The following is a 24,430-nucleotide window of genomic DNA, read 5'->3' on the forward strand; positions in this document are numbered from 1 at the left end:
CCTGAAGGCGCTAGGCTTTAGGCGCGACGGGCCGGGCCCGCAGCTTGGTGGGGATCGGATCGGCGCGGAAGTCGGCGACGAGGCCGATCTTGGCGTTGCAGGACGGGCAGCGGATCACGACGTCGTCAGCCAGCTCGTCGCCCACATTGAAGCCGGCGCCGCAGGGCTTGCACTTCCAGGCGAAGACCTGGGCGGGCGGCGGCGGAGGGGGCGCGGGCGGCGCGGGCTTGCGGATCGGCTCGGGACCGAGCGGCCGCGTCGGCGGGTTCTTCAGGCTGAGGATCTTGCGGGGGCGAGGTTCGTCGGTCATGGCGCTTTTAGGTCTTGGGCGACAGGCGCCGCCTCCGGAACTAGGCCTCTTGCCGCGGCGGAGCAAGGCGTAGGCGACGCCCGGTCGCATGCCAACCAAGGTTGGCGATGAATTTTTAACGCTCGAGGCCGAGGATTCGCGACTGATTCCCCATGGAGCCCCCGCCATGCTGACCCCCGAATGCTGCCGCGCCGGCCGCGCCCTGCTCGACTGGAGCCTGAAGGACCTGGCCGAGAAATCCGGCGTCGCCTTCACCACCATCTCCCAGTTCGAGAACGGCCGCCCCGCCCACGGAACCACCCAGCAGCGCCTGACCAGGGCCCTGGAGACCAACGGCGTGAAGCTGCTGGCCGAGGCCGGCTGGACCGGGGCCGTCCTGTTACGCGCCCGCGCTTGACGGCCTGACCCCCAGGGCCGACATGCTCGCCGGCTAGAGCATTTTCCGATAAGTGTGAAACGGTTATCGGGTCGAAAAATGCCCTAACTTTTTGAATTAGAGCCCTTTTTATCCGATCTGATTGACGCAGTCAGATCGGCAAGGGCTCTGGACGGGGAACTTCGACCATGGCCACCAAAGCCTGCTTCATCACCGGCGCCGCCAGCGGCATCGGCCTGGCCACCGCCAAGCGTTTCGCCGCCGAGGGCTATTTTGTCGGCCTGTCGGATGTGGACGAGGACGCCCTGGCCAAGGCCGCCGCCGAGTTCGATCCCGACACCGCCGTCGCCATCCGCCTGGACGTGCGCAACGAGGCCGCCTGGGGCCTGGCGCTCGCCCGCTTCGGCAAGGCCAGCGGCGGCCGGCTGGACGTGATGGTCAACAATGCGGGCCTGGCCCGCTACGGCTGGTTCGAGACCCAGACCTCGGCAGACTGGGACCTGCAGATCGACGTCAACCTGCGCGGTGTCATCTATGGCAGCTACGCCGCCCTGCCGCTGCTGAAGGCCACCAAGGGCTCCGTCCTGGTCAATATCGCCTCCAGCGCCGGCCTGTCGGGCCCGCCGCGCCTGGCCGTCTATGGCGCCACCAAGTTCGCGGTGCGCGGCCTCTCCGAAGCCCTGGACCTGGAATATGCGCAGTACGGCGTCCGGGTGGTCTGCATCATGCCGGGCTATATCGACACCCCCCTGCTGGATTCCACCGCCAACGCCGAGGGCCAGGTGTTCCGGTCGGCCATCGAGGAGGCTCAGTCGGTCCCGGGCTCGGTGGAGGACGTCACCAAGGTGATCTGGGAGTCGATCTCCAGCCCCCACCTGCACCACGGGGTCGGCGCCCACGCGCAGTCCCAGACCCAAGGCCTGCGCCCCGCCGTCGAGGCCATGCGCGCCTACTGGAAAGGCGTGTTCGCCAAGACCTGATCGGCCCGGGCGGCGAGGTCGCCCGGCGGAATGAGCACGAGGTCGTATCCGAAGCGACGATAGGCCTCAAGGTGGACCTGCTCGAACCGCAGGGCGTCCTCATAGCTGATCCGCCGCGCCGCCGTGGGCGTGACGAAACCCAGGTTCTGGACGAAGAAGACGCTGCGCTCATAGGTCCGCTCGACCTCGATGCGCTCGATCTCGGCCCGAAGCACTGCCGAGGGTTCGAACCCCAGGAACTCGCTCAGCGCCCAGGTACAGACCGGCGACCGGTCGAAGAACCCCGGCCCCGCCCCCATCTGCCGCTGTTTCTGCAAGGCCACGATCAGGTCGATGAAGCTGGCGTCCGCCCAGGGTTCGTCCCGTCCGAGCGCCTGCTCCAGGGCGATGACATCGGTCGCCGCCTCCTCCACCACGGGATGGCCCCGCTGTTCCAGCAGCCGCAGCAGGGTGGTCTTTCCGGCTCCGGGTGTGCCGGTGAGTATGTACCGCGCCATACGCGCCTCGCCTCGATCGCCCGGCACAGGCGGACATACGGCCGCGCCGTGGGGTTCAGTTATCTGTTTTCACTGGGAAAAGTGGTGCCGCTTAGGTGACTCGAACACCTGACCCCATCATTACGAATGATGTGCTCTACCAGCTGAGCTAAAGCGGCCTGACGCGGCGGAGCGGCGAACCGGCCCGCGCGGGAGCGCCTATTTAGCTGCTCTCGGCCCGCTCGCCAAGCGGCGCCTCGCAGGGGCGCGTCTTTGGCTCACCGGCGGGGGCGGCGGGGGCTCCGGCTCATCGTCGTCATAGCGGCCCTCCTCCACCCCGTAGGGCGGCGGGGCGGCCTCCTGGCCCGCCAGGAACGGGGAGCTGTCGGCGTAGGAGATCGGCAGCTCGGGCAGCTCGCTCATGGTCTTTTCGGCCCGCTCGTGGCGCGGGTGGATCAGCTCCCCGGTCTCGGCATAGACCGCCGTCAGCCGCGCCCAGTCGGCGGGCTGGTAGGCGAAGGCCTGGCCCTCGGGGTCGAGGTCGGTCCAGTCCGGCTCCTGCGGGGCGCCGACCGCGCGCGCCATCCAGACCCGGGCCTCATCGGGCTTGCCGGCGGCGAAGGCGACGCGGGCGAACAGGCCGGCGATGCGGATCGTCAGCGGCTCGTCCTCCAGGGCCTTTGCCGCCTCGCGGGCGCGGATCGGCACGCCGTTGATCAGGGCCTGCTCGACAAACAGGATGCGGCTCTCACGGGCCGTCGGGTTGAGTTCGGCCAGGCCGCTGAGCCGTTCGGCCCGCTGGCGCGGCGTCTCGTTGGTCTTCAGGTCGCGATAGGCCAGCCACAGGGCCGGGTGGGGCGCGACCTTCCAGGCGGTCTCCAGCACCTGGGCGGCGCGACCCGTCTTGCCGTCGGCGGCCAGCAGGCGGGCGGCCATCACTACGCCGGGCGCGAAGCCCGGCTGCAGCTTGGCGGCCTCGACGGCGTAGTCGGTGGCCTGGGACCGCGCCTTGGGCTCAGCTGAGTTTTCCAGCTGGGCGGCCGAGGCGGCCAGCAGGGCGGCCCGCGCGCGCTCGGCGACGATGGGCGAGACGATCTTGCGGTCCAGCGCGCTCTTCACCAGGTCCAGCGCCCCGTCCCAGTCGCCGGCCTCAAGGCGGGCTTCCAGCACGGCGCGCCAGGCCCAGCGGGCGGTGCGGCCCATCTCATAGGCCTGCTCGGCGTGACGCAGGGCTGTGGCCTTGTCACCCTGGGCGAGCGCCTGGGCCATCAGGCCCTTGTGGCCGGCCAGGCGCATCTCCGGGAAACCCAGCATGGCGGAATAGGCGGCCGAGGTGGCGACCGCGTCGCCGGCGGCCTCGGCGGCCTGGGCGGCCAGGACCCTGACCAGGCCCGGCGCCTCGTCGGCGAGGTCGGCGGCCTTCAGGGCCAGACGGCGGGCCTCGGAGCCATCCCCGGCCGCGGCGGCCAGGAAGCCGCGCGTCAGGGCCTCATTGGCCTGGCGGCGGCGGTCCTCCGCTCGGGCGCGCTCGGCCCGGCGCGGCGCCTCCAGGATCCACAGCAGCAGCCGCCAGCCGATCATGGTGGCGAGCGCGCCGAGCAGGGTGATCAGCACCATGGCCGCGGCGGTCATATCGGCCCGCCAGCCCAGCCAGACGATGCTGGCATGGCCCGGCTCGCCGGTGACGGCGAGGATCGCGGTAGCCACGGCCACCACCAGGAAGATGACCAGGGCCGTGCGGATCATGCGCCGCTCCGGGCCAGCCGGGCGAGGTCCTCCAGCGCCTGGACGCGGACCGCGGAGATACGGCGGTCGATATCGGCTCTCATCTCGGCGGCGGCGCGCCAGGGGGCGAGCGCATCACGGCCGCCGGGGGGAAGGCCGTCGAGGGTCTTGAGCGCGTGGTCAAGGTCGCCCTCCTCCACCTGGCGTTCGGCCCGCGCCAGCAGGGCGTCGACGCCAACGCCGGGGACTTCGCCCACCTGGCGCAGGGTGACCACGCGCGACAGGGCAGCGGCGAGCCTGGTCATCAGGCCGGCGCTCTCGCCGGGGGCTCGGGCGGCGCCGGCGGCGCGGGCGGCATAGTCGGGAAAGCTGGCGGCGAGCGCCGCGCGGCTGGGGGCGCCGCGCTCGGCGATCCGGCGCAGGGCGCGCAGTTCGGCCGAGGGTGGGGAGACCGCGTCGAGGGCGGCCAGCTCATCGGCGAAGGGCCGCGAGGTCTGGGCCGCCTCCATCAGGGCGGCGGCGGCGAGCGCCGAGGCCGCGGCCTCGGCGGTGCGTGACTGCTCGGCCTCCAGGGCGTCGATCCGCTCGGTGAGCTCGGAAATGGCCGCCGAGTTCGGGGCGGCCGGCGCGATATCGAGCCGCGCGGGCTCGTCGGCTGGAGAGGCGGGCGCAGGCGCCAGGGGCCGCACGCCCGCCAGGTCGGAACTGACGGCCGGCTTGGGCTTGACCGGGAACAGGTGCGGCCCGAACCGCGACAGAGCGTAGCCGGCCAGGACGCACATCAGGCCAAACACGATCATCAGCCAGAACATCGGCCCCAACAGCCGCGAGCGGCCATAGGGGGGCGGCGAAGGCTCAGTCGGGTCCGGCGTCACGCTCATGATCTAGCGGTCTATCAGATTCAGCAGCGCCGCTTCGAGAGGAAAGGGCGCGAACACCTTGGCCGCCATCCTGGTGCGGGTAAGCGGCTTCATCACCGCCTTGGAGAGGCAAAGGGCCCGCAGCTTCGGAAGGGGGGTGGTCTTCAGCATCAGGGCCAGGGCCTCGGCGGCCTTGGGGGAGTGCAGCAGGACGGCGTCCACCTCCGCCAGGACCGCAAGCTCGTCGTCGGTGAGCTGCGCCGGGACGGTGTCATAGAGGATCAGCCGCCTGGCCTCGATGCCGTGGCCCTCGAGCGCGCCCACCAGATCGCCGGCCGGTTCGGCGGCGCCGGGATGCAGGACACAGCCCTTCAGGTCGCGCTTGCGGGCGGCGATGCCCTCAGCCAGGGCCTCGACGTCGCCATCGGCCGATAGCACGTTCTTGAAGCCCGCCGCGCGCACGGCCTGGGCGGTCGCGGCGCCGACCGCGAACACCCGCAGCGAGCGGTCCGGCGTCGCCTCGATGAAGGCCCGCACGCCGTTGGCGCTGGTGAAGGCGAGCGCGCAGACGCCCCGCAGGTCCACTTCGACACCCTCAACCGGCTGCACGGTCAGCAGCGGGGCGATGACCGGCTCGTGGCCGAGGGCGCGCACGCGGGCCGCCGTGGTCTCGGCGGCGGGCTGGGCGCGGGTGATCCAGATCTTGCGGGGGCTCATTGTCCGCACACGGTTGAGCCAAGCTCAGCCATAACGCAACCCAGGGCGGTCCTCATATCTCGTGGAGGGCGAGCAGGTCGCCGCCCTCTTCGAGCACCTGGGCGCCCAGCATGAGGCCCAACTCCCGGGCCGCGGCCTCGTGGTCGCCGGCCAGCAGGGCCTCGCCTTCGCGGCGGAAGCGGTGGATCCCGTCGGGCGACAGGGCCTCGACGATCAGGTGAATGCGGTCCCCCAGGATGCGGGCGTGGGCGCCGATGGCCGTCTTGCAGGACCCCTCCAGGGCCGCGAGAGCGCCGCGCTCGGCGGCCACGGCCACGGTGGTTCCGTGGTGGCGCACGGCGTCCAGCCAGGCGAGGCCGGTGTCGCCGACCCGGGTCTCGATCGCCAGCGCCCCCTGGCCCGGGGCCGGCGGGACCGCGATGGGATCGATCAGGCTCTGCGGCAGGTGACCCAGGCCCAAACGGTTGAGGCCCGACATGGCCAGCAGGATGGCGTCGGCGTTGCCGGCCTGCAGCTTGGCCAGGCGCGTGTCGACATTGCCCCGCAACATCTGGACGTCGAGGTCGGGGCGGCGATGCAGGGACTGAGCCTGGCGGCGCAGCGAGGCGGTGCCGAGGATCGCGCCCTGCGGCAGGTCCTCCAGGCGGTCGGCCTTGAAGGACAGGAAGGCGTCGCGGGGGTCTTCCCGATCGGGGATGGCGGCGATGGTCAGGCCCTCGGGGCAGACCGACGGCATGTCTTTCAGCGAGTGGATGGCGCAGTCGATGCGCCCCTCCAGCATCGCCTCCTCGATCTCCTTGGTGAACAGGCCCTTGCCGCCGATCTCCAGCAGGCGGCGGTCCTGCACCCGGTCGCCGGTGGTGGTGATGATGATCAGCGGGGCGACGCGCTCGGCGTCCTCGGGCGGCGCCCCAAGGGCGGCGGCGATACGGCGCTGCATCATGCCGGCCTGGGCCAGCGAAAGCTTGGAGCCGCGGGCTCCGATCCGGACAGGTTGCGTGGACACGGCGGGAGGGCTACCTCGGCGGGGACTGAGCCGTTCGCTACAGGACGGAACCCCAAGCCGCAACGCAGATGACCGACCTTATCCTCCTGGGCCTCGAAACCAGCTGCGACGAAACCGCCGCCTCGGTGCTGCGCCGGTCCGCCGACGGCCGCGTCGAGGTGCTGTCGAGCGTCATCGCCAGCCAGATCGCCGCCCACGCCCCCTATGGCGGCGTGGTGCCGGAGATCGCCGCCCGCGCCCATGTGGAGTCCATCGACGCCATCGCCGGCCAGGCCATGAGCGAGGCCGGCGTCATCTATGGCGACCTCTCCGGGGTGGCCGCCACCGCGGGCCCGGGCCTGGTGGGCGGGGTGATGGTGGGGCTCGCCTTCGGCAAGGCCGTGGCGCTCGCCCGTGGCCTGCCGCTGATCGCGGTGAACCACCTGGAGGGCCACGCGGTCTCCGCCAGGCTGGCCGCCGACATCCCCTATCCCTTCCTGCTGCTGCTGGTCTCCGGCGGCCATTGCCAGCTGCTGGCCGTGGAGGGCGTGGGCGCCTGCAAGCGCCTGGGCTCCACCATCGACGACGCCGCCGGCGAGGCCTTCGACAAGATCGCCAAGAGCCTGGGCCTGCCCTATCCCGGCGGCCCGGCCCTGGAAAAGCTGGCGGTCGGCGGCGATCCCACCGCCTTCACCCTGCCCCGCGCCTTGCTGGGCCGCGACGGCTGCGACTTCTCCTTCTCCGGCCTGAAGACCGCCGCCGCGCGGCTGGCCGAGACCGTCACCAGCGAAACCCAGCGCAAGGACCTGGCCGCGGCCGTCCAGACCGCCATAGCCCGCCAGCTATCGGACCGCACCGACCGCGCCATGGCCGCCTACGCCATGACCCGGGGAAACCGCGACCTGCGCTTCGTCGTGGCCGGCGGCGTCGCGGCCAACGGCGCGGTGCGGGCCAAGCTGATGGAGACCGCCGCGGCGCGGGGCTTCAGCTTCAACGCCCCGCCGCTTATCTACTGCACCGACAACGCCGCCATGATCGCGCTCGCCGGCGCCGAGCGGCTGGCCTTGGGCATGACCGATCCCCTGGACGCGCCGGCCCGGCCGCGCTGGCCCCTGGATGCGGCTGCCGCGTTGTCTCATCCCACACACGCATTCGGACGCAAGGGCGCCAAGGCATGAGCATGACCACCGCGGGCGTTATCGGCGGCGGCGCCTGGGGCACGGCCCTGGCCCTGGTCTGCGCCCGCGCCGGTCTCGCCACCACCCTCTGGGCCCGCGAGGCCGAGGTGGTGGACGCCATCCGCAACAAGAACGAGAATAGCGTCTTCCTGCCGGGCGTCGCCTTCGACAGCCCCATCACCGCCACCGGCGACATGGCCGACCTGGCCGCCTGCGACCTGATCCTCAATGTCACTCCGGCCCAGCACCTGCGGGCCAGCCTCAAGGCCTTCGCCCCCCATGCGCGCAAGGGCGTGCCGATCCTGCTCTGCGCCAAGGGGGTGGAGCAGGGGTCGCTGAAACTGATGACCGAGGTGCTGGCCGAGACCCTGCCCGACGCCTGCCCCGCCGTGCTGTCGGGACCCAGCTTCGCCGGCGAGGTGGCCCGCGGCCTGCCCACCGCCGTGACGCTGGCCTGTCCCGACGAGGACCTGGGGCGCGACCTGGCCGAGGCCATCGCCAGCCCGCTGTTCCGGCCCTACCTGGCTACCGACATGATCGGCGCCGAGATCGGCGGCTCGGTGAAGAACGTCCTGGCCATCGCCTGCGGCGTCGTCGAGGGCCGGGGCCTGGGCCGCAGCGCCCACGCCGCCCTGATCACCCGGGGCTTCGCCGAGCTCACCCGCCTGGCCGAGGCCCTGGGGGGCGAGGCCGAGACCGTGGCTGGCCTCTGCGGCCTGGGCGACCTGGTGCTCACCTGCTCCAGCGCCCAGTCACGCAACAACCGTATCGGCCTGGCGCTGGGCAAGGGCATGACCCTGGACGAGGCCCTGGACAGCCTGGGTGGCGCGGTGGCCGAGGGCGTCGCCTCGGCGCCCGCCGTGCGCGGCCTGGCCGCCAAGCACGGCGTGGAGATCCCCATCTGCGACGCCGTGGCCGCCATACTGGCCGGCGAGGCCGATATCGACACCGCCATCGCCGGCCTTCTGTCGCGGCCGCTCAAGACTGAATTCTGAAGGAACCGCATATGGCCCTCTTCGTGATGATCTGCCTCGACAAGCCGGGTTCGCTCGATCTGCGCATGGCCACCCGGCCCGCGCACCTGGCCTATGCCGGGACCTTCGCCAGCGTCGTGAAGCTGGGCGGCCCGATCCTGGACGACAAGGGCGACATGGCCGGCTCCCTGCTGGTGATGGAGGGCGAGACCGAAGAGGTGGCGCGCGCCTTCAACCGCGACGACCCCTATACGCTCGCGGGCCTGTTCCAGAGCGTGCAGATCCTGCCCTTCCGCGCCACCATCGGGACCCTGTGACCCGGGAAGACCCCGACAATCCGGCCAGGCCCCCCGCCGGCCAGCGGCTCTGCGCGCTGGCCGACCTGGCCGATCCCGGGTCCAAGGGGTTCCGGTTCCGCAATGACCGTTCTCTGTTCGCCGGTTTCCTGGTGCGCCAGGGCGACAGCGTCGCGGGCTATGTCGACAGCTGCCCGCACAACGGCTGGCCGCTGGCCGTCATGGACGACCGCTACCTCACCCGCGAGGGCGACCGGATCATCTGCGCGGCGCACGGGGCGATGTTTCGCCCCTCCGACGGACTCTGCGTCGCCGGGCCCTGCGCCGACGAGCATCTGCGGCCCTGGGCGGTGACCCTCGTCGACGGCGAAGTCGTCACCGCCTGACTCTTCCTTAACCCGCCACGGCTAAGCCTCTGCTCCTGGAATAAAGAGGAGCCTGTCATGGCTGACGCCCTTCGCGCCCTGGCGACCATGAACCACCGGTTCGCCCCGCAATTCGCCAAGACCATGCTGGCCACGCCCCGCGCCGACGCGGACGCCGCGGCCTTCGCCCGCCACTGCGAGGCCAAGGGCTTCGAGTTCACAGAGGGCTGGGCCGATCAGAACATCCCCTTCGTCTCGCCCCTGCTGCGCGATTTCGCCGCCCAGCGCGGCTCGGTCCGCTACATGGAGATCGGCGCCTATGAGGGGCGCAACCTGGCCTTCATGGACTGGCTGCTGCCGGCCAAGCTGGACGTCACGGTGATCGATCCCTGGTTCGACCAGGACCTGAACCCGGAAGAGAAGTACCACGCCGTCGAGCCGCGCTTCGCCCGCAACACCGCCAAGCTCGGCTTCTCCAAGCTGACCACCCACAAGGGGTTCTCCACCTACGAGCTGCCCAGGATGCTGGAGCGGGGCGAGGCCTACGACCTGATCTATATCGACGGCTCGCACACCGCCTGGGCCGTGGGCGTGGACCTCGCCTATTGCGCCGCACTGCTCAACGTCGGCGGCATGATGGTGCTGGACGACTACTGGCACCACGAGAGCGAGATTGGGGGGCCGGGCGTCAAGCAGGCGGTGGACGCCTTCCACGGAGTCTTCCGGCGCTATTTCGACATCACGGCCGTCTACCGGCAAGTGGCCCTGACCAAGATCCTAGAAATCCCGCGCTGATTACTGCCAAGCTCTGCTGAGGGCTTGTTCTGCACGCCCGCCCGGGGACTCCCGGCGAGGGCTGACTGTTTGGTGGGCGGAACCCGCCATAGTTAATGCAAAATAAAAGTTTCCAGGTAGCGCCCTTCACAATTCGGGGTTATGGCGTCGGTCTTGCAATTGCTGCAGCGCACTGTCCCAGGAGAGAACACCGCTGTGTTGAACCGCTTGCGTCACATTTTGCAGACCGCCATCAGCCGCCTGCCGCGACGCGACGCCATTCATCTCGTGGGTGTCGAGCTTGCCCTGGTGGGCGCGCTGACCGCTGGCGTCGCCTTCGCCGCGGCCCCGGACGGCCGCAATGAACGCCTGGCCCGCCTGACCAAGGGCGAGGTGTCCGCCCAGGCTTTCGCCCGTCTCAAGGCCGGCATGGATCCCTCCATGCTGACCCTGGCCAGCCGCGTCGAGCCCCGTATGGGCGGGCTGATGCGCGCCTCCGACGGGGTGCTCAATCCCGACGCCGCCGCCCTGCCCGAGGGCGCCGCAGCCGATCCGGCCGTCATCCGCCTGCAGGACCTCGACCCCGACCAGGCCCGCGCCTGGAATCTGGCCAACCCGACCTCGACCCTGCCCAATCCGGCGGCGCGGCCCTTCAAGCTGAAGACCGGCGGCATGCTGGACGAGGCCCGCGCCATCGATTGCATGACCGCGGCCATCTATTACGAAGCCGCCTGGGAAAGCGTCGACGGCCAGCGCGCTGTGGCCCAGGTGGTGCTGAACCGCATGCGTCACCCGGCTTTCCCCAAGACGGTCTGCGGCGTGGTCTTCCAGGGCTCCAACCGCACCACCGGCTGCCAGTTCAGCTTCACCTGCGACGGGGCGATGAACCGCCAGCCGCAGGAAGCCGCCTGGCTGCGCGCCCGCAGCGTCGCCCAGGCGGCCCTGAACGGCTACGTGATGAAGAACGTCGGCACCGCCACCCACTATCACGCCAACTATGTCGCTGCGTATTGGAGCCCGAGCCTGGTCAAGGTCGGCACCATCGGCGCCCACATCTTCTATCGCTGGACCGGCGGCTCGGGCCTGCCCCCCGCCTTCTCCGGCAAGTATCTCGGCACCGAGGCCGAGGGCATGCAGATCGCCGCCCTCGACCGCTACGCCACCACGCCGAAGATCGACGCCTCGACCGCCAAGGATAACCTTGAAGAGGCCCTTCCCGTGGAGGACGCCGTCCTGAGCAAGGCCCCCAAGGGCGCCGACGGCAAGACTCCGGCCGGTTCGAACCAGACCGAGACGGTCAAGCAGGAAGCCCTGGTCACCGTGGCCGACGTCGCCAAGGACGCCGGCGCCTTGCTGAAGGCCGAGGATCTCGACTGGACCGGCCAGCCCAAGCGCAAGGGTCCGCCCCGCCTGGCCATGCCCGGCTCGATGTTCTAGGGCGCGAGCTCTTCCGACCCTCCCGGCAGCCCGTCAGCCGCCGATCCCAATCCATTCGTCATCCCGGCCGCAGCGAAGCGGAGAGCCGGGACCCAGGGGCCGCAATCAATCCCCTGGGTCCCGGGTCTCCCCTGCGGATCGCCCGGGATGACGGGGATTTGCTGTCTAGGACGGCGCAACCTCCGCCGAGAAGGCGTTCACGTCCTCGATCAGGCCCGCCGCGGCCATGGCCACCAGCTCACCGCCCTTTTCCGGCGTCGCCAGCGCAGGGTCGGACCCCATGCGGCCATCTGCATAGCGGGCGCGGAAGTCCAGAGCCTCGCGGATCGGCCCGGTCGGCGCGATCTGCGGCGCGTAGTTGGCGGTCTTGATGGCGTCGGGATAGGCCCACTGGGTCACCGCGATCTCCGAGGGCGTCGCGTGGCTGCCGTGGCCCACCGGGAACTGCCGGTTGGCGAGCGCCAGGACGCCCCGCAGCTCCCACCAGTTCTTCAGCTTCAGCGAGAAGCCGCGCGGTTTGCCGGCGAAGCTGGCCTCCGCATAGAGCTCAGAGAAGGCCGCCTCGATGGTGGCGACGTTGCCGCCGTGGCCATTAAGGAAATAGATCTTCTCAAAGCCGTGGTGGCCGAGCGACCGGCACCAGTCACCGATGGCGGCGATGAAGGTCGAGGGGCGCAGCGAGATGGTGCCCGGGAAGCCCAGGTGATGCTGCGCCATACCGATATTGAAGGTCGGCCCCACCAGGATGTCGCCGGTCTTCTGGGCCTCGGTGGCGATGATCTCCGGGCACAGCCAGTCGGTGCCCAGCAGGCCCGTTGGCCCATGCTGCTCATTGGAGCCAATTGGGATCACCACCGTCTTGGAACGGCCCAGGAAGGCTTCGATCTCGGGCCAGGTGGAGAGGTGCAGCAGCATGTGGGCGGTCCTAGGCGGGATGAGTGCGTCCCTTCCCACATAGTCGGTTCGTCCATCGTCCGTAAGCGGCTGCGACGTCTTTGCTGGTGGCGCTTTCCGGGCGGCGAACCGGCGTCACGTCGCCTGAAAGCGTTCAGCGCCGATGCAGGATCATCGGCAGACCGCCCCGCGGGCGCATGGTGATCTGCTGCTGGACCTCAACCTCGTGTCCGGGCTTGAGCTCCAAGCTGTAGCGTTGGGCCAAGGTGGCCAGGATCAGCATAACTTCGGTGGTGGCGAGCGACGCCCCGATACAGACCTTCGGACCACCGCCGAAAGGCATGTAAGCGAAACGCGGCCGCTCCGGCGCGTCCTTGGCGAAGCGTTCGGGATCGAATCGGCCGGGATCATCCCACAGGAGCTTGTGCCGGTGCAGGATCCAAGGGGCGATGGCGACCATCCCGCCCTTGGGGATCTTCATGCCGCAGATCTCGTCGGCCTCCAGGGCCACGCGGGTCGAGATGCCCGGCGCGGCCGGATAGACCCGCAGCGCCTCGTCCACCACCATCCGGGTATAGGTCAGGCCTGGCAGGTCCTCGTGGGTCGGGGGGCGGCCGGCCAGCACCGTGTCCAGCTCGGCCTGCAGACGGGCGGCGACGGTGGGGTGCTGGGAGAGCAGATACCAGACCCAGCACATGGTGGCCGCCGTGGTCTCATGACCGGCCAGGAAGATGGTCACCACCTGGTCGCGGATTTCCTTGGCGCTCATCGTCTCACCCCCCTCGCTGTCGCGGGCCTCGATGAGTCGGCTGAGCAGGTCCTGGGGTCCGTCGGTCGGGTTGGCCTTCCGGTCCTCGATCATCCGGGCGATGTCGGCGTCCATCTCGGCGAAGACCGCGGCGATGCGCTTTTCCCGGGCCCGGAAACGGACGTCGCCGATCACCGGCAGGATATCCAGCAGGTTCATGTTCAGTTCGGCCATGGCCCCTTCCATGCTGTGCCGGACGGTGGCCGAGACGCTCGCGCCGTCGGTGGAGAACATGGTCCGCGCGATGATCTCCAGGGTGAGGTCGGTCATGGCCTCGGCCACCTCGATCTCCGCCCCCTCTGGCTGCTGGTCCCAGCGCGTCCGGAAGGCCAGAGCGCTGGCGGCCATGGCCGGCGCGTAGGCGGCGACACTGGGGGGCGAGAAGGAGGGCGCCATGGTCCGGCGGTGGGTCCGCCACAGCTCGCCGTCGGTGGACAGCAGGCCGTCGCCGAACATCGCCGAGAAGTAGCGCCGCTCCCGCTCGGTCTTGGGATAGTTCGCCACCTTGTCCAGCAGCACCTGCTTCACGCCGGCGGGGTCGCTGACCACGTAGTAGCTGATCCCGGTGATGGTCGGGACCTTCAGCACAGGGACCTCGTAGGCCTGCGGGGGGATGTTGGGAAAGGGATGCTTGCGCCCCGCCTTCTCCATGCCAAACAGCGGCATGCGGGCGGGGGGCGGGTCGGACGCGGCCAGTTTCGGCGTCGGCTCGGCGAGACTCATTGCGCCCTCCCAGGGCAATTTAACGTCGTTAATCTGACTTTACGCGGTTAAATTAGATTTACAAGCCGGCGTCGATAACCGACCAACAGCCCATGCCCGCGCCCGCCAAGCTCCGTCCGCAGCTCAGCCCCGACCTGGTGGTGGAGGCCGCCGCCAAGGTTCTTGAGAGAGACGGGATCGACGGCCTGACCATGCGCGCCGTCGCCGCCGAACTGAAGGTCCAAGCGCCGGCCCTCTACTGGCACTTCCCCAACAAGGACGCCCTGCAGGTGGCGCTGTTCGATCACCTGATGGCCGATCTGGCCTTTGCGATCGACGGGCGCGACTGGCGCGAGGACATCCATCTCATGTGCCATCAGTTGCGCCGCCACCTGCTGGCGCGGCGGGACTCGGCTCAGCTGCTGCCCCACGGCTTCTTTGTCGGCCCCAACATGATGGAGCAGGCTGAGACCATCCTTGGCATCCTGATCCGGGCGGGGATGACGCCCAAGGACGCCGCCTACGCCATGAGCACGGGGGTCAGCTACATCATCACCTGGGTGATCGGGGAGGCCGACATCCTGCAACGGCGATTGACCGGACACGACGGCAATGACGAACTCGCCCACAGGCTGGTGGCCACCGGCCGCTATCCCTATTTCGCCCAGGTGATCGGAGCCTTCGAGCTGGGCGGGGATATCGAGGGCCAGTTCGACTTCGGCCTGAACTGCCTGATCGCGGGGTTCGAACAGCTGATCCCTCGACGCTGATTTCTGGCGCAGCCTGTTGCGCCGGGCGGGCCTGCTCCGCATAACTCGCAGCCAAGTTTTGATGGGAGTTAAGAACGGTGAGCGAGGGCGAAGTTTTCCCGGTTCCCGCGGCCTGGGCCAAGCGGGCCAAGATGAACGCGCAGGCCTATGAGGCCGCTGTCGCGCGCGTCGAGACCGATCCGGATGGCTACTGGACCGACGTCGCCGGACGCCTGGACTGGATCGCGCCCTTCACCCAGGTGAAGGATACCTCCTTCCACAAGCACCCCTTCCACATCCGCTGGTACGCCGACGGCGTGCTGAACGTCTCGGTCAACTGCCTGGACCGCCACCTGGACACGCGCGGCGACCAGGTCGCCATCATCTGGGAGAGCGACGAGGGGACCCCCTGGGACAATCTCACCTATCGCCAGCTGCACGCCGAGACCTGCCGCATGGCCAATGTGCTGAAGGCGCGCGGGGTCCAGAAGGGCGACCGGGTCACCATCTACCTGCCGATGATCCCCCAGGCCGCCGTGGCCATGCTGGCCTGCGCCCGGATCGGCGCGGTCCACTCGGTGATCTTCGGCGGCTTCTCGCCCGACAGCATCGCCGGCCGCATCCAGGATTGCGACTCCAGGATCGTCATCACCGCCGATGAGGGCCTGCGGGGCGGCAAGACCGTGCCGCTGAAGCGCAATGTCGACGAGGCCCTGGAGCAGTGCCCGGGCGTCACCGACGTGATCGTCGTGCGCCGCACCCGGGCCGACGTGCCGATGAAGGCCGGCCGCGACGCCTTCTATTCGGACCTCAAGCAGGGCGTCGCCGATACCTGCGAGCCCGAGCCGATGAACGCCGAAGATCCGCTGTTCATCCTCTACACCTCCGGCTCGACCGGGAAGCCCAAGGGCGTGCTGCACACCACCGGCGGCTACCTGGTCTGGGCGGCCCACACCCATGAACTGGTGTTCGACTACAAGCCCGGCGAGGTGTTCTGGTGCACCGCCGACGTAGGCTGGGTCACCGGCCACAGCTACGTGGTCTACGGGCCGCTGGCCAATGCGGCCACCACGGTGATGTTCGAGGGCGTGCCCAACTATCCCACCAATTCCCGGTTCTGGGAGGTGATCGACAAGCACAAGGTCAACACCTTCTACACCGCGCCGACCGCCATCCGCGCCCTGATGCGCGACGGCGACGAACCCGTCCTGAAGACCTCGCGCAAGTCCCTGCGCCTGCTGGGCACGGTGGGCGAGCCGATCAATCCCGAGGCCTGGCTCTGGTACCACCGGGTGGTGGGCGACGGCCGCTGCCCGATCGTCGACACCTATTGGCAGACCGAGACCGGGGCCTGCCTGGCCTCGCCCCTGCCGGGCGCGACGGCCCTGAAGCCCGGCTCCTGCGCCAAGCCCCTGCCGGGGATAAAGTTCGAGCTGGTGGACGCCGAGGGCCAGGTCCTGCACGGCGCCACCAGCGGCAACCTGGTGATCACCGACAGCTGGCCGGGCCAGATGCGCTCGGTCTATGGCGACCACCAGCGCTTCTTCGACACCTATTTCTCCACCTATGCCGGGAAATATTTCACCGGCGACGGCTGCCGCCGGGATGAGGACGGCTACTACTGGATCACGGGCCGGGTGGACGACGTGATCAATGTCTCGGGCCACCGCCTGGGCACCGCCGAGATCGAGAGCGCCTTGGTGAGCAACGAGAACGTCGCCGAGGCCGCGGTCGTCGGCTTCCCGCACGATATCAAGGGCCAGGGCGTCTACTGCTTCGTCACCCTGAAGGCCGACGTGGTCCCCACCGACATCCTGCAGGCCGAGCTCAAGGGCTGGGTGCGCCGGGAGATCGGGCCCTTCGCGGCGCCGGACGTGGTGCAGTTCGCGCCCGGCCTGCCCAAGACCCGCTCGGGCAAGATCATGCGCCGCATCCTGCGCAAGATCGCCGAGAACGACCTCTCCAACCTGGGGGATATCTCCACCCTGGCCGACCCTTCCGTGGTGGACGACCTCGTCAAGAACCGGATCGGCAGCTGATCCCAGGCCGCCTAGGAAGACCGATGCGGTTGGCCTTCCTGCTGCTGCTGATCGCGTCCCCCGCCTGGGCCTGGGAGCCGACCGGCCAAATCCTGGCGGGGCTGTCGCGCGGCGCCTATGTGGAGGTCCGCCCCGATCCCGACGGCGCCTCGGGGCTGATCCGCGCGGCCGAAGAGATCGCCGCGCCGCCCGAAGTGGTCTGGGCCGTGCTGGTGGATTGCGACCTGGCCCCGCGGATGGCCGCCAGCCTGAAGAGCTGCCGCATCCTGGAGCGTGATCCCGCCGGCCGCTGGGACCTGCGCGAGCAGATCGTGCGCCCCGGCCTGATGCCGCGCTTCCGCAGTGTCGTGCGCTCGGATTTCGACGCGCCCAGGCGCCTCAGGTTCCGGCGCACCGGCGGCGACCTCAAGATCCTCGAGGGCGAATGGCGGCTCGCGCCCCTGGACGGCGGCCGCGCCACGCGGGTGGTCTACGAGAGCCGGGCCGCCAGTCCCTACGCTGTCCCCGCCAGCCTCGCGCGCCTGGCCCTGCGCCGTGACGTGCTGACCGCCATGGCCGCCTTGAAGCGGGAGAGTTTGGCGCGGGCCGCCTCGCCGCGCTAAGGGTCTCGCCCATGAGCCCCGACTTGCCGCCCGCCTTACGCCTCGCCGCCGACCGCCTGCTCGAGGGCGTCGCCCGCAAGGGCCTGGCCGAGCGCGCGGCCAAGATCTCCAGCGGCTACCGGGGGGGCGAGACCTCGCGGGTCGTGGTCACCGACGAGGCCGACGCCGTGGCCTATGTGCTGTCGCGCCTGCCCGCCACCTATGCGGCGGGCGCCTTCGTGCTTGCCGAGGCCCAGAGGATGGCGCCGGACTTCGCCCCCAAACGCCTGCTGGACGCCGGCGCGGGGCCCGGTGGGGCGAGCTGGGCGGCGCTTGAGACTTGGTCAGGAATCGAGGCCGCCACCCTGCTGGATTCCAGCCGCCCCCTCCTGGACATGGCCGCCAAGCTGGCCGCCGAGGGTGGGCAGGCCCTGCAAAACGCCAACTTCCTGCGTGGTGACCTGACCGCGCCCGCCACCGACTGGCCCCAGGCCGACCTGGTGACCGCCAGCTACGCCCTGGCCGAGATCGCCGCCGCGCAACAGGCGCGGACCGTCCAGGCCCTGTGGGCCGCCACCGACGGCATGCTGGCCCTGATCGAGCCCGGCACGCCCGATGGCTATCGCCGCATCCTGACCGCCCGCGAGACCCTGCTGGCGGCGGGCGCCGAGATCCTCGCCCCCTGCCCGCACGCCCTGGCCTGTCCCCTGGTGGCGCCAGACTGGTGCCACTTCGTTCAGCGCCTGCCGCGCTCGCGCGACCATCGCCTGGCCAAGGGCGCCGACCTGCCCTTCGAGGACGAGAAGTTCAGCTACCTCGTGGCCGTCCGGCCCGGCATCGTGGCCCAGCCCCGCACTGCCCGCATCCTGGCCCCGCCCCGCGTGGCCAAGCCCGCCATCACCTTCAAGCTCTGCACGCCCGCCGGGACCGCCGAGCTGGCCGACGTGCCGCGCCGTGACAAGGCCGCCTACGCCTGGGCGCGCCGGCTCGACTGGGGCGACGCCCTTCCCTAGGGCGACGGCGATGTGAGAGAACAGGGGTCGCCGCCCACCGCATTTCCGGGCCGGCGCTAAAGAATTCTGTTTTTCAAATTCCAAATGGGAGGGCGCCATGCCCGTCAGCCGCGAAGTCCACCTCATCGAGCGCCCCAAGGCGATGCCCACGCTCGATCAGTTCCAGATCGTCGAGACCAATGTGCCTGACGCCGCCGACGGCGAGGTGCTGGTGCAGAACCTCTACATGTCGGTGGACCCGGCCATGCGGCCGCGCCTGACCGCCGGCCAGGATCTGGGCGTGGCCATGATGGGCGGGGCTCTGGGCCGCGTCGTCCAGTCCAAGAATGGCGACTATGCGGTCGGTGACCTGGTCTCCAACCGTCTGGGCTTCCGCGAGTACTTCACCTCCGACGGCAAGGGCCTCACCAAGCTCACCCCTGATCCCGACCTGTCGCTGACCACCCACATGCACGCCATGGGCATGACCGGCTTCACGGCCTACGGCGGCCTGCTGCACATCGGGGCCCTGAAAGAAGGCGAGCAGGTCTTCGTCTCCACCGCCGGCGGGGCCGTGGGCTCCATCGCCGCCCAGATCGCCAAGATCAAGAACTGCTACGTGGTCGGCTCCACCGGCACGGCCGAGAAGGCCGCCTGGCTGAAGGACGAGGTCGGGCTCGACGCGGTGATCAATTACAAGGACGCCCCGATCCGCACCCAGCTGGAGGCCGCCACCCCCAAGGGCATCGACGTCTACTTCGACAATGTCGGCGGCGATCACCTGGAGGCGGCCCTGCGCCGCATGAACACGTTGGGCCGGATTCCGGTCTGCGGTTTCATCTCCGGCTACAATTCCGGCCACTCCAACGTCTCGAACCTCTCCAACATCATCTATTCGCGGGTGATGCTGCGCGGCTTCGTCGGAACCGACTTCATGCACATGTACGCCGACTTCCAGCGCGACATGGCCGGCTGGCTGAAGAGCGGCCAGGTCAAGTACCAGGAGACCGTCCTGGACGGCATCGACAACGCGCCGGCCGCCCTGATCGGCCTGCTGAACGGCCTCAACGCCGGCAAGATGCTGGTGAAGCTGGCGGATTAAAGCGCGCTCCTTTTCCTCCCCCATGCACCGGGGGGGAAAGTTGCTCAGGCCGTCTTCGGGAAGGACACCACAGCGGCGGCCTTCTCCGCCCTGATGGCCGCGCCCTTGGCTTCCAGGCTGCGGCGCAGTGCGGCGAAGTGGGGGACGATGAAGTCGATGAAGGCGCGGACCCGCGGCGCGTCCTTCAGCTCGGGCCGGGTCACCACCCACGATCCGGCCCGCAGTTCAGGGATCGGCTCTGAGCACTGGATCAAATCCGGATCGAGATCGGCCAGCAGGCAGCCGACAGGCGCGATCCCCAGGCCGGCCTTCACCGCGATATTGAGGTTGGTCATGGAGTTGGAGGTGTGGGCCGGCTCCACGCCGCCCGCACGCTCGAACATCCAGCGCATGCCGGGCAGGGGCAGGTGGCTGCCGTCGCCGCCGATCAGGTCGTGGTTCTTCAAGTCCTCGAAGTTCACCAGCACCCCGCGCCGGGCGGCGTAGTCGCGGCTGCAATAGAGGGCGAAGTCAAAGTCAGCGAGCTTGCGGGCCACCAGGTCGGAGACCGTGAGCGCGATGCCGGAGCGGATCGCCACGTCGGCCTCGCCAGACGCCAGGTCCAGCGCCACGTCGCTGACGATGAGGTCGATCTTCACATCCGGAAACAGCTGCCGGAATTCCCCCAGCGCCGGGGTGATGGCCAGGTTGGCGAGGATTTCGGTTGAGGTGACCTTGAGGGTTCCGGCCAGGCCCCGCTGATGGGCGCTCGCGCGGCTGCCGAAGGCCTCGGCGGCGGCCTCCATGCGTTCGGCCTCGGCCAGCAGGTCCTCGCCGGCTTCGGTCAGGCGGCTGCCGGTCTGGCCGCGCTCGAACAGCTTCAGGCCCACCGAGGCCTCCAGGGCCTCGATCCGCCGCGCCACCGTGGTCTGGTTGATCTTCAGGGTCTTGGAGGCGGCCAGGGTCGAGCCACCGCGCGCCACGGCCAGGAAGGCTTTCAGGTCATTCCAGTCGAACATGTTCTCCATTCTGCATTTGTGCAGAGCTCCACTGCAAGACCGCTGATTGATGACCTGCGTTCAGCGAACTAAACCCCCGCCTCCTTGCAACCTTCACAAGAACAAGACGACAAATGAAACTCAATTGTGACCGCTCCACCCACGACTTCTATGCCCCGATCCACAAGGGTATCCGCCTGGGTCTGTGCCAGATGCTGACCCGCCTGGGCGCCGCTGACGCCGGCGATCCGGGCCTCATCCGGATGCTGGCCGACCTACGCGCCCAACTCGCCCTGTCAGACCAGCATCTGACCCACGAGGACGCTGTGATCCACACCGCCCTGGAGGCCCGCGCGCCCGGCGCCACCTCGCGCCTGGAGCAGGCCCACGACCATCACAGGGCCAGCTTCGAGGACCTGGAGGCCCTGATCGGCCGCGTCGAGCGCGCCGACGGGACGGAGAAGAATTCCCTGTTGCGGGCCCTGTACCTGCGCTTCTCGCTCTTCGTGGCCGACGACTTCGCCCACATGGCGGAAGAGGAGCAGCTGATGCTGCCGATCCTGCAGAGCCTGTTCTCCGACGAGGAGCTGATGGCCCTGGAGGACGCCATCGTCAGCCAGATCCCGCCTGAGGAGATGATGGCGGTCGCCGGCCTGATGATCCCGGCCGCCACCCGCACCGACCGCATTGGCATGCTCAGCGCCATGCGCGCCAATGCGCCCGCTGAGGCCTTCGGCGCGATCCTGGCCGTGGCCGTCCAGCCCAACATCTCGGCCGACGACTTCGCCCACCTCAGCGAAGGGCTGGGTCTGGCGGCTTAAACTCCATCAATCGTCATCCCCGGGCTTGTCCAAGGGACCCATGATCTCCGCCTGACCGCAGTCCGCGCGGCAGGCGCCAGTGATACTTGCTGAGCTGCGCAGATCATGGGTGGCCGGGACAAGCCCGGCCATGACGGTCAGGTTGTTGGGAACGCCGCATGACAATCCCGTAAGCTTTCTTCGCGCGTTACGGGTGCTAGGTTCGCAATCCGACCCAGCCCCTCCCGAGACGCGCCCATGTTCCGCACCTTCGCCTGCGCCGCCGCCCTGAGCCTTGGCCTGGCCGCCACGGCCCCCGCCCTCGCGGCCGACCAGGTCCCGCCCATCGCCTACAAGGAACGGACCCTGGCCAATGGGCTGAAGGTCTATTCGTCCGTCGACCGGACCACGCCGAACGTCACCGTGCAGGTCTGGTACGGGGTGGGCTCCAAGGACGACCCCCAGGGCCGCTCGGGCTTCGCCCACCTTTTCGAACACATGATGTTCAAGGCCACCAAGGACTTCCCGGCCGAGAGCATCGACCGCTTCACCGAGGATGTCGGCGGGGTCAACAACGCGTCCACCTATGACGACTTCACCAACTACTACGAGGTGGTGCCGGCCAATCACCTGGAGCGGCTGATCTGGGTGGAGAGCGAGCGGCTGGGGTCGCTCGTGGTCGACGAGGAGAACTTCAAGTCCGAGCGGGACGTGGTGAAGGAGGAGCTGCGCCAACGGATCCTGGCCAGTCCCTATGGCCGGCTGTTTGGCCTCTACCTGCCCCAGGCCAGCTACCAGGTTCACCCCTACAAGCGCCCGGGCATCGGCTCCATCGAGGAGCTGGACGCCGCGACGATCGACGACGTGCGCGCCTTCCACAACGCCTACTATCGCCCCGACAACGCCGCCCTGATCGTGGTGGGCAACTTCGACCCGAAGGCCCTGGACGCCTGGGTCGACAAGTATATGGGCCCTCTGAAGCCCCCGTCCGCGCCGCTGAAGCGCGTCACCGCCGTCGAGCCGCCACGCAAGGGTCCCGGCGTCTTCACCGGCTACGGCCCCAATGTCCCCCTGCCCGCCGTGGCCATCACCTGGCTGGGGCCGAAGGCCGCCGATCCGGACGCCGCCCCCCTGACGGTGCTGGACGCCATCCTGTCCTCTGGCAAGTCGTCGCGGCTCTACGATGCGCTCGTCTACGACCAGCAGATTTCGGCCCAGGTCTTCTCCCAGGCCGACCTGCCGCAACAGCCGGGCCTGTTTGGGGTGGGCTCGATCATGGCCTCGGGCCACACCCTCGAAGAGGGCGAGAAGGCCTTGCTGGGGGAGGTCGCCAAGCTGCGCGACGCCCCGCCCACCGCCGCCGAACTGTCGGAAGCCAAGAACGAACTGGTGGCCGGCAAGCTGCGGGAACTCGAAACCATCGATGGCCGGGCCTTCGCCCTGGGCTACGCCCTGCGCACCGAGGGGGACGCCGCCCAGGCCAATAAGGAGCTGGCCAACCTTCAGGCCGTCACCGCCGCCGACGTGCAGCGGGTAGCGCAGAAATATTTGCCGGATGACCGGCGAATGACCATCCGCTACCTGCCCGAAAGCGACCGCCCCAAGGGCGAGACCACGGCGGTCGTCGCCGCCCCGACCGTCGCCTCGGTGAAGTACACCGGCCCGGTCAGCGTGCTGGCCCCCGAGGGTCAGCGCGTCGCCCCGCCGCCGCTCGCCAATCCGGTCAGCCCGGTCCTGCCGAAGCCGGCCGAAAAGACCTTGGCCAACGGCCTGCGAGTGATCGTGGCCCAGTCGACGCAACTGCCCCTGGTCACTGCAGACCTCACCGTGAAGACCGGCGCCTGGGCGGACCCCGACGGCCTGGCGGGCGTCGCGGGCATGACCGCGGGTATGCTCACCGAGGGCACCAAGACCCGCAGCGCCCCGGAGATCGCCCAGCAGACCGAGGCCCTGGGGGCGACCCTGTCCTCGGGCGGCGGCCAGGAGAGCAGCTCCGTCACCCTCAATGTTATGCCGGGCAATCTCGACGCCGCCATGGCGATCATGGCCGACGTGGCCAAGAACCCGGCCTTCGCCAGCGAGGAGTTGGAACGCCAGCGGGCCCAGGCCCTGGACGGCCTGTCGGTGGCCTATCAGGAACCCGGCCAGCTCGCCGCCTTCGCCGCGGGCCCGACCGTTTTCGCCGGCACCGCTTTCGGCCATGTGGCGGGCGGCACCCCGGCCTCGGTGGCCAAGTTCGCCACCGGCGACCTGGTGAAGCTGCACGCCGCCTACTACCGCCCCGACAACGCCGTCCTGGTGCTGACCGGCAAGATCACCCCGGCGCAGGGCTTCGCGCTCGCGGAGAAGACCTTCGGCGACTGGAAGAAGCCTGCCACACCGACCCCGGCGGCGCCCACCATCACGCCGGCGGCCAAGCCGCGCGCCATCGCCATCGACCTGCCCGGCACCGGCCAGGCGGCGGTGAGCGTGCTGAAACCCGGCATCGCCCGCAATGACCCGGCCTACTATCCCGGCATCGTCGCCAACACCGTGCTGGGGGGCGGCTATTCGGCCCGGCTGAACCAGGAAATCCGCATCAAGCGCGGGCTGTCCTATGGCGCGTCATCGTCGCTGACGCCGCGCCGGACCACCGGCCTGTTCCGCGCCGCGGCCCAGACCAAGAACGAGTCCGCGCCCCAGGTGCTGGACCTGATCCTGGCCGAGATGAAGGGGCTGACCGCCAAGCCGCCGGGCGCCGAAGAGCTCAAGGCCCGCAAGTCGGTGCTGATCGGCGGCTTCGGGCGCGAGCTGGAGACCACCGACGGCCTGGCCGACATCCTGGGGAACCTCGCCCTCTACGGCGTGCCGCTTAGCGAGATGAACGCCTATACCGGCAAGGTGGAAGCCGTCACCGGCGCCCAGGTGCAGGACTTCGCGGCCACCCGCCTGGATCCGGCCAGTGTCAGCGTCATCGTGGCCGGCGACGCCAAGAGTTTCGCCGATGGCCTGAAGACCCGCCGAGCGGACCTGGAGGTGATCCCCGCCGCCGACCTCGATCTCGACAGTCCGTCCTTGAGGAAAGCTGCTAAAGCCCCCTGATGGGATTTCACTTCGACGCCTTGTCGCTGTTCGGCCTCGCCGCCGTCTGCGCCAGCCTGTTCTGCTACATCATGGAGAAGCGGAGCCCCTGGTGGACCCTGGGCTTCGCCTTCGCCAACTTCGCGGCCTCGTCCTACGCCTTCCTGCAGGGCGCCTGGCCCTTCGGGCTGATCGAGATCTTCTGGGGCCTCGCGGCCCTGTGGCGCTGGTGGGACACGCGGGCGGCCTGACACCCCGGGCTCCAAATTCAAA

Annotated in this window: 25 protein-coding genes and 1 tRNA gene; 16 read left to right on the forward strand and 10 right to left on the reverse strand. The window is 69.5% G+C overall.

The window, feature by feature from the left end; genetic code table 11:
• Nucleotides 1-10: 10 nt before the first annotated feature.
• Nucleotides 11-310, reverse strand: coding sequence for a hypothetical protein (locus tag JKL49_RS00355; protein WP_215337368.1), 300 nt, complete (start codon nt 308-310; stop codon nt 11-13).
• A gap of 166 nt (nt 311-476) precedes the next feature.
• Here JKL49_RS00355 and JKL49_RS00360 point away from each other — a divergent pair, with 166 nt between their 5' ends.
• Both JKL49_RS00360 and JKL49_RS00365 read left to right on the forward strand, forming a co-directional pair.
• Nucleotides 477-707 carry a helix-turn-helix domain-containing protein gene (locus JKL49_RS00360; RefSeq protein ID WP_215337369.1) on the forward strand — a complete coding sequence of 77 codons (231 nt, stop codon included), beginning with the start codon at nt 477-479 and terminating at the stop codon, nt 705-707.
• Nucleotides 708-874: 167 nt separating this feature from the next.
• The gene (locus JKL49_RS00365; RefSeq protein WP_215337370.1) at nt 875-1,666 is read left to right on the forward strand and encodes an SDR family oxidoreductase; all 792 of its coding nucleotides are present in this window, start codon (nt 875-877) and stop codon (nt 1,664-1,666) included.
• Here the strand turns inward: JKL49_RS00365 and JKL49_RS00370 are convergent.
• The 6 genes from JKL49_RS00370 to hemC all read right to left on the reverse strand — a co-directional run bounded on the left by JKL49_RS00370 (nt 1,636) and on the right by hemC (nt 6,450).
• Nucleotides 1,636-2,163 (reverse strand): AAA family ATPase, encoded by a 528-nt coding sequence (locus JKL49_RS00370; RefSeq protein WP_215337371.1) that lies wholly within the window; start codon nt 2,161-2,163, stop codon nt 1,636-1,638. The two genes, JKL49_RS00365 and JKL49_RS00370, sit on opposite strands and share 31 nt — an antisense overlap.
• 82 nt (nt 2,164-2,245) lie before the next feature.
• Nucleotides 2,246-2,321, reverse strand: a tRNA-Thr gene (locus tag JKL49_RS00375).
• A 40-nt stretch (nt 2,322-2,361) separates the two neighbouring features.
• On the reverse strand, nt 2,362-3,888 hold the full coding sequence (locus JKL49_RS00380) for a heme biosynthesis protein HemY (RefSeq protein ID WP_215337372.1): 1,527 nt from the start codon (nt 3,886-3,888) through the stop codon (nt 2,362-2,364).
• Nucleotides 3,885-4,748, reverse strand: coding sequence for a COG4223 family protein (locus JKL49_RS00385; RefSeq protein ID WP_215337373.1), 864 nt, complete (start codon nt 4,746-4,748; stop codon nt 3,885-3,887). Before JKL49_RS00385 ends, JKL49_RS00380 begins: the two co-directional genes overlap by 4 nt.
• Nucleotides 4,749-4,751: 3 nt before the next feature.
• Nucleotides 4,752-5,444, reverse strand: coding sequence for a uroporphyrinogen-III synthase (locus JKL49_RS00390; RefSeq protein WP_215337375.1), 693 nt, complete (start codon nt 5,442-5,444; stop codon nt 4,752-4,754).
• Between the two features lie 52 nt (nt 5,445-5,496).
• Nucleotides 5,497-6,450 carry a hydroxymethylbilane synthase gene (gene hemC / locus JKL49_RS00395; protein WP_215337377.1) on the reverse strand — a complete coding sequence of 318 codons (954 nt, stop codon included), beginning with the start codon at nt 6,448-6,450 and terminating at the stop codon, nt 5,497-5,499.
• A 68-nt stretch (nt 6,451-6,518) separates the two neighbouring features.
• On the opposite strand from hemC, the gene tsaD reads away from it, so the two are divergent.
• The 6 genes from tsaD to JKL49_RS00425 all read left to right on the forward strand — a co-directional run bounded on the left by tsaD (nt 6,519) and on the right by JKL49_RS00425 (nt 11,453).
• Entirely contained in the window at nt 6,519-7,607 is a 1,089-nt protein-coding gene (gene tsaD / locus JKL49_RS00400; RefSeq protein WP_215337379.1) for a tRNA (adenosine(37)-N6)-threonylcarbamoyltransferase complex transferase subunit TsaD, read from the forward strand.
• On the forward strand, nt 7,604-8,602 hold the full coding sequence (locus tag JKL49_RS00405; RefSeq protein ID WP_215337381.1) for an NAD(P)H-dependent glycerol-3-phosphate dehydrogenase: 999 nt from the start codon (nt 7,604-7,606) through the stop codon (nt 8,600-8,602). The genes tsaD and JKL49_RS00405 overlap by 4 nt, the downstream gene beginning before the upstream one ends.
• 11 nt (nt 8,603-8,613) lie before the next feature.
• A complete protein-coding gene (locus JKL49_RS00410; RefSeq protein ID WP_215337383.1) occupies nt 8,614-8,898 on the forward strand; it encodes a YciI family protein in 285 nt (94 codons plus the stop codon).
• Nucleotides 8,895-9,263 carry a Rieske (2Fe-2S) protein gene (locus tag JKL49_RS00415; protein ID WP_215337385.1) on the forward strand — a complete coding sequence of 123 codons (369 nt, stop codon included), beginning with the start codon at nt 8,895-8,897 and terminating at the stop codon, nt 9,261-9,263. The genes JKL49_RS00410 and JKL49_RS00415 overlap by 4 nt, the downstream gene beginning before the upstream one ends.
• 57 nt (nt 9,264-9,320) lie before the next feature.
• Complete coding sequence (locus JKL49_RS00420) at nt 9,321-10,037, forward strand: class I SAM-dependent methyltransferase (RefSeq protein ID WP_215337387.1); 717 nt, start codon at nt 9,321-9,323, stop codon at nt 10,035-10,037.
• 219 nt (nt 10,038-10,256) lie between these two features.
• The gene (locus JKL49_RS00425) at nt 10,257-11,453 is read left to right on the forward strand and encodes a cell wall hydrolase (protein WP_249778000.1); all 1,197 of its coding nucleotides are present in this window, start codon (nt 10,257-10,259) and stop codon (nt 11,451-11,453) included.
• A 165-nt stretch (nt 11,454-11,618) separates the two neighbouring features.
• Here the strand turns inward: JKL49_RS00425 and JKL49_RS00430 are convergent, their stop codons facing one another.
• Together JKL49_RS00430 and JKL49_RS00435 are read right to left on the reverse strand one after the other, a co-directional pair.
• Complete coding sequence (locus tag JKL49_RS00430) at nt 11,619-12,368, reverse strand: creatininase family protein (protein WP_215337389.1); 750 nt, start codon at nt 12,366-12,368, stop codon at nt 11,619-11,621.
• A 133-nt stretch (nt 12,369-12,501) separates the two neighbouring features.
• Entirely contained in the window at nt 12,502-13,878 is a 1,377-nt protein-coding gene (locus JKL49_RS00435; protein ID WP_215337391.1) for a cytochrome P450, read from the reverse strand.
• Nucleotides 13,879-13,970: 92 nt separating this feature from the next.
• Here JKL49_RS00435 and JKL49_RS00440 point away from each other — a divergent pair, with 92 nt between their 5' ends.
• From JKL49_RS00440 to JKL49_RS00460, 5 genes are all read left to right on the forward strand, one after another.
• Entirely contained in the window at nt 13,971-14,627 is a 657-nt protein-coding gene (locus tag JKL49_RS00440; RefSeq protein ID WP_215337393.1) for a TetR/AcrR family transcriptional regulator, read from the forward strand.
• Between the two features lie 131 nt (nt 14,628-14,758).
• Nucleotides 14,759-16,645: an acetate--CoA ligase gene (gene acs, locus JKL49_RS00445; protein ID WP_249778125.1), complete on the forward strand. Its 1,887-nt coding sequence runs from the start codon at nt 14,759-14,761 to the stop codon at nt 16,643-16,645.
• Nucleotides 16,646-16,668: 23 nt separating this feature from the next.
• Nucleotides 16,669-17,247 carry an SRPBCC family protein gene (locus tag JKL49_RS00450; RefSeq protein ID WP_215337397.1) on the forward strand — a complete coding sequence of 193 codons (579 nt, stop codon included), beginning with the start codon at nt 16,669-16,671 and terminating at the stop codon, nt 17,245-17,247.
• An 11-nt stretch (nt 17,248-17,258) separates the two neighbouring features.
• Nucleotides 17,259-18,239, forward strand: a complete 981-nt coding sequence (locus JKL49_RS00455) for a small ribosomal subunit Rsm22 family protein (protein ID WP_215337399.1) — start codon at nt 17,259-17,261, stop codon at nt 18,237-18,239.
• A gap of 97 nt (nt 18,240-18,336) precedes the next feature.
• Nucleotides 18,337-19,320: an NADP-dependent oxidoreductase gene (locus tag JKL49_RS00460; protein WP_215337401.1), complete on the forward strand. Its 984-nt coding sequence runs from the start codon at nt 18,337-18,339 to the stop codon at nt 19,318-19,320.
• 44 nt (nt 19,321-19,364) lie between these two features.
• Here the strand turns inward: JKL49_RS00460 and JKL49_RS00465 are convergent, their stop codons facing one another.
• Nucleotides 19,365-20,318, reverse strand: coding sequence for a LysR family transcriptional regulator (locus JKL49_RS00465; protein WP_215337403.1), 954 nt, complete (start codon nt 20,316-20,318; stop codon nt 19,365-19,367).
• Nucleotides 20,319-20,431: 113 nt separating this feature from the next.
• Here JKL49_RS00465 and JKL49_RS00470 point away from each other — a divergent pair, with 113 nt between their 5' ends.
• From JKL49_RS00470 to JKL49_RS00480, 3 genes are all read left to right on the forward strand, one after another.
• The gene (locus tag JKL49_RS00470; RefSeq protein ID WP_215337404.1) at nt 20,432-21,118 is read left to right on the forward strand and encodes a hemerythrin domain-containing protein; all 687 of its coding nucleotides are present in this window, start codon (nt 20,432-20,434) and stop codon (nt 21,116-21,118) included.
• 237 nt (nt 21,119-21,355) lie between these two features.
• Nucleotides 21,356-24,178: a M16 family metallopeptidase gene (locus JKL49_RS00475; protein ID WP_215337406.1), complete on the forward strand. Its 2,823-nt coding sequence runs from the start codon at nt 21,356-21,358 to the stop codon at nt 24,176-24,178.
• The gene (locus JKL49_RS00480; RefSeq protein ID WP_215337408.1) at nt 24,178-24,408 is read left to right on the forward strand and encodes a hypothetical protein; all 231 of its coding nucleotides are present in this window, start codon (nt 24,178-24,180) and stop codon (nt 24,406-24,408) included. The genes JKL49_RS00475 and JKL49_RS00480 overlap by 1 nt, the downstream gene beginning before the upstream one ends.
• The last annotated feature ends 22 nt before the right edge of the window (nt 24,409-24,430 follow it).

The organism is Phenylobacterium glaciei, from assembly GCF_016772415.1.
Classification (GTDB): Bacteria; Pseudomonadota; Alphaproteobacteria; order Caulobacterales; family Caulobacteraceae; genus Phenylobacterium; species Phenylobacterium glaciei.

Bases quoted from the DNA above. Each gene is read 5' to 3' on its own strand.
- JKL49_RS00355 (WP_215337368.1), bottom strand. From the start codon at position 310: ATGACCGACGAACCTCGCCCCCGCAAGATCCTCAGCCTGAAGAACCCG.
- JKL49_RS00360 (WP_215337369.1), top strand. From the start codon at position 477: ATGCTGACCCCCGAATGCTGCCGCGCCGGCCGCGCCCTGCTCGACTGG.
- JKL49_RS00365 (WP_215337370.1), top strand. From the start codon at position 875: ATGGCCACCAAAGCCTGCTTCATCACCGGCGCCGCCAGCGGCATCGGC.
- JKL49_RS00370 (WP_215337371.1), bottom strand. From the start codon at position 2,163: ATGGCGCGGTACATACTCACCGGCACACCCGGAGCCGGAAAGACCACC.
- JKL49_RS00380 (WP_215337372.1), bottom strand. From the start codon at position 3,888: ATGATCCGCACGGCCCTGGTCATCTTCCTGGTGGTGGCCGTGGCTACC.
- JKL49_RS00385 (WP_215337373.1), bottom strand. From the start codon at position 4,748: ATGAGCGTGACGCCGGACCCGACTGAGCCTTCGCCGCCCCCCTATGGC.
- JKL49_RS00390 (WP_215337375.1), bottom strand. From the start codon at position 5,444: ATGAGCCCCCGCAAGATCTGGATCACCCGCGCCCAGCCCGCCGCCGAG.
- tsaD (WP_215337379.1), top strand. From the start codon at position 6,519: ATGACCGACCTTATCCTCCTGGGCCTCGAAACCAGCTGCGACGAAACC.
- JKL49_RS00405 (WP_215337381.1), top strand. From the start codon at position 7,604: ATGAGCATGACCACCGCGGGCGTTATCGGCGGCGGCGCCTGGGGCACG.
- JKL49_RS00410 (WP_215337383.1), top strand. From the start codon at position 8,614: ATGGCCCTCTTCGTGATGATCTGCCTCGACAAGCCGGGTTCGCTCGAT.
- JKL49_RS00420 (WP_215337387.1), top strand. From the start codon at position 9,321: ATGGCTGACGCCCTTCGCGCCCTGGCGACCATGAACCACCGGTTCGCC.
- JKL49_RS00430 (WP_215337389.1), bottom strand. From the start codon at position 12,368: ATGCTGCTGCACCTCTCCACCTGGCCCGAGATCGAAGCCTTCCTGGGC.
- JKL49_RS00435 (WP_215337391.1), bottom strand. From the start codon at position 13,878: ATGAGTCTCGCCGAGCCGACGCCGAAACTGGCCGCGTCCGACCCGCCC.
- JKL49_RS00440 (WP_215337393.1), top strand. From the start codon at position 13,971: ATGCCCGCGCCCGCCAAGCTCCGTCCGCAGCTCAGCCCCGACCTGGTG.
- acs (WP_249778125.1), top strand. From the start codon at position 14,759: ATGAACGCGCAGGCCTATGAGGCCGCTGTCGCGCGCGTCGAGACCGAT.
- JKL49_RS00450 (WP_215337397.1), top strand. From the start codon at position 16,669: ATGCGGTTGGCCTTCCTGCTGCTGCTGATCGCGTCCCCCGCCTGGGCC.
- JKL49_RS00455 (WP_215337399.1), top strand. From the start codon at position 17,259: ATGAGCCCCGACTTGCCGCCCGCCTTACGCCTCGCCGCCGACCGCCTG.
- JKL49_RS00460 (WP_215337401.1), top strand. From the start codon at position 18,337: ATGCCCGTCAGCCGCGAAGTCCACCTCATCGAGCGCCCCAAGGCGATG.
- JKL49_RS00465 (WP_215337403.1), bottom strand. From the start codon at position 20,318: ATGTTCGACTGGAATGACCTGAAAGCCTTCCTGGCCGTGGCGCGCGGT.
- JKL49_RS00470 (WP_215337404.1), top strand. From the start codon at position 20,432: ATGAAACTCAATTGTGACCGCTCCACCCACGACTTCTATGCCCCGATC.
- JKL49_RS00475 (WP_215337406.1), top strand. From the start codon at position 21,356: ATGTTCCGCACCTTCGCCTGCGCCGCCGCCCTGAGCCTTGGCCTGGCC.
- JKL49_RS00480 (WP_215337408.1), top strand. From the start codon at position 24,178: ATGGGATTTCACTTCGACGCCTTGTCGCTGTTCGGCCTCGCCGCCGTC.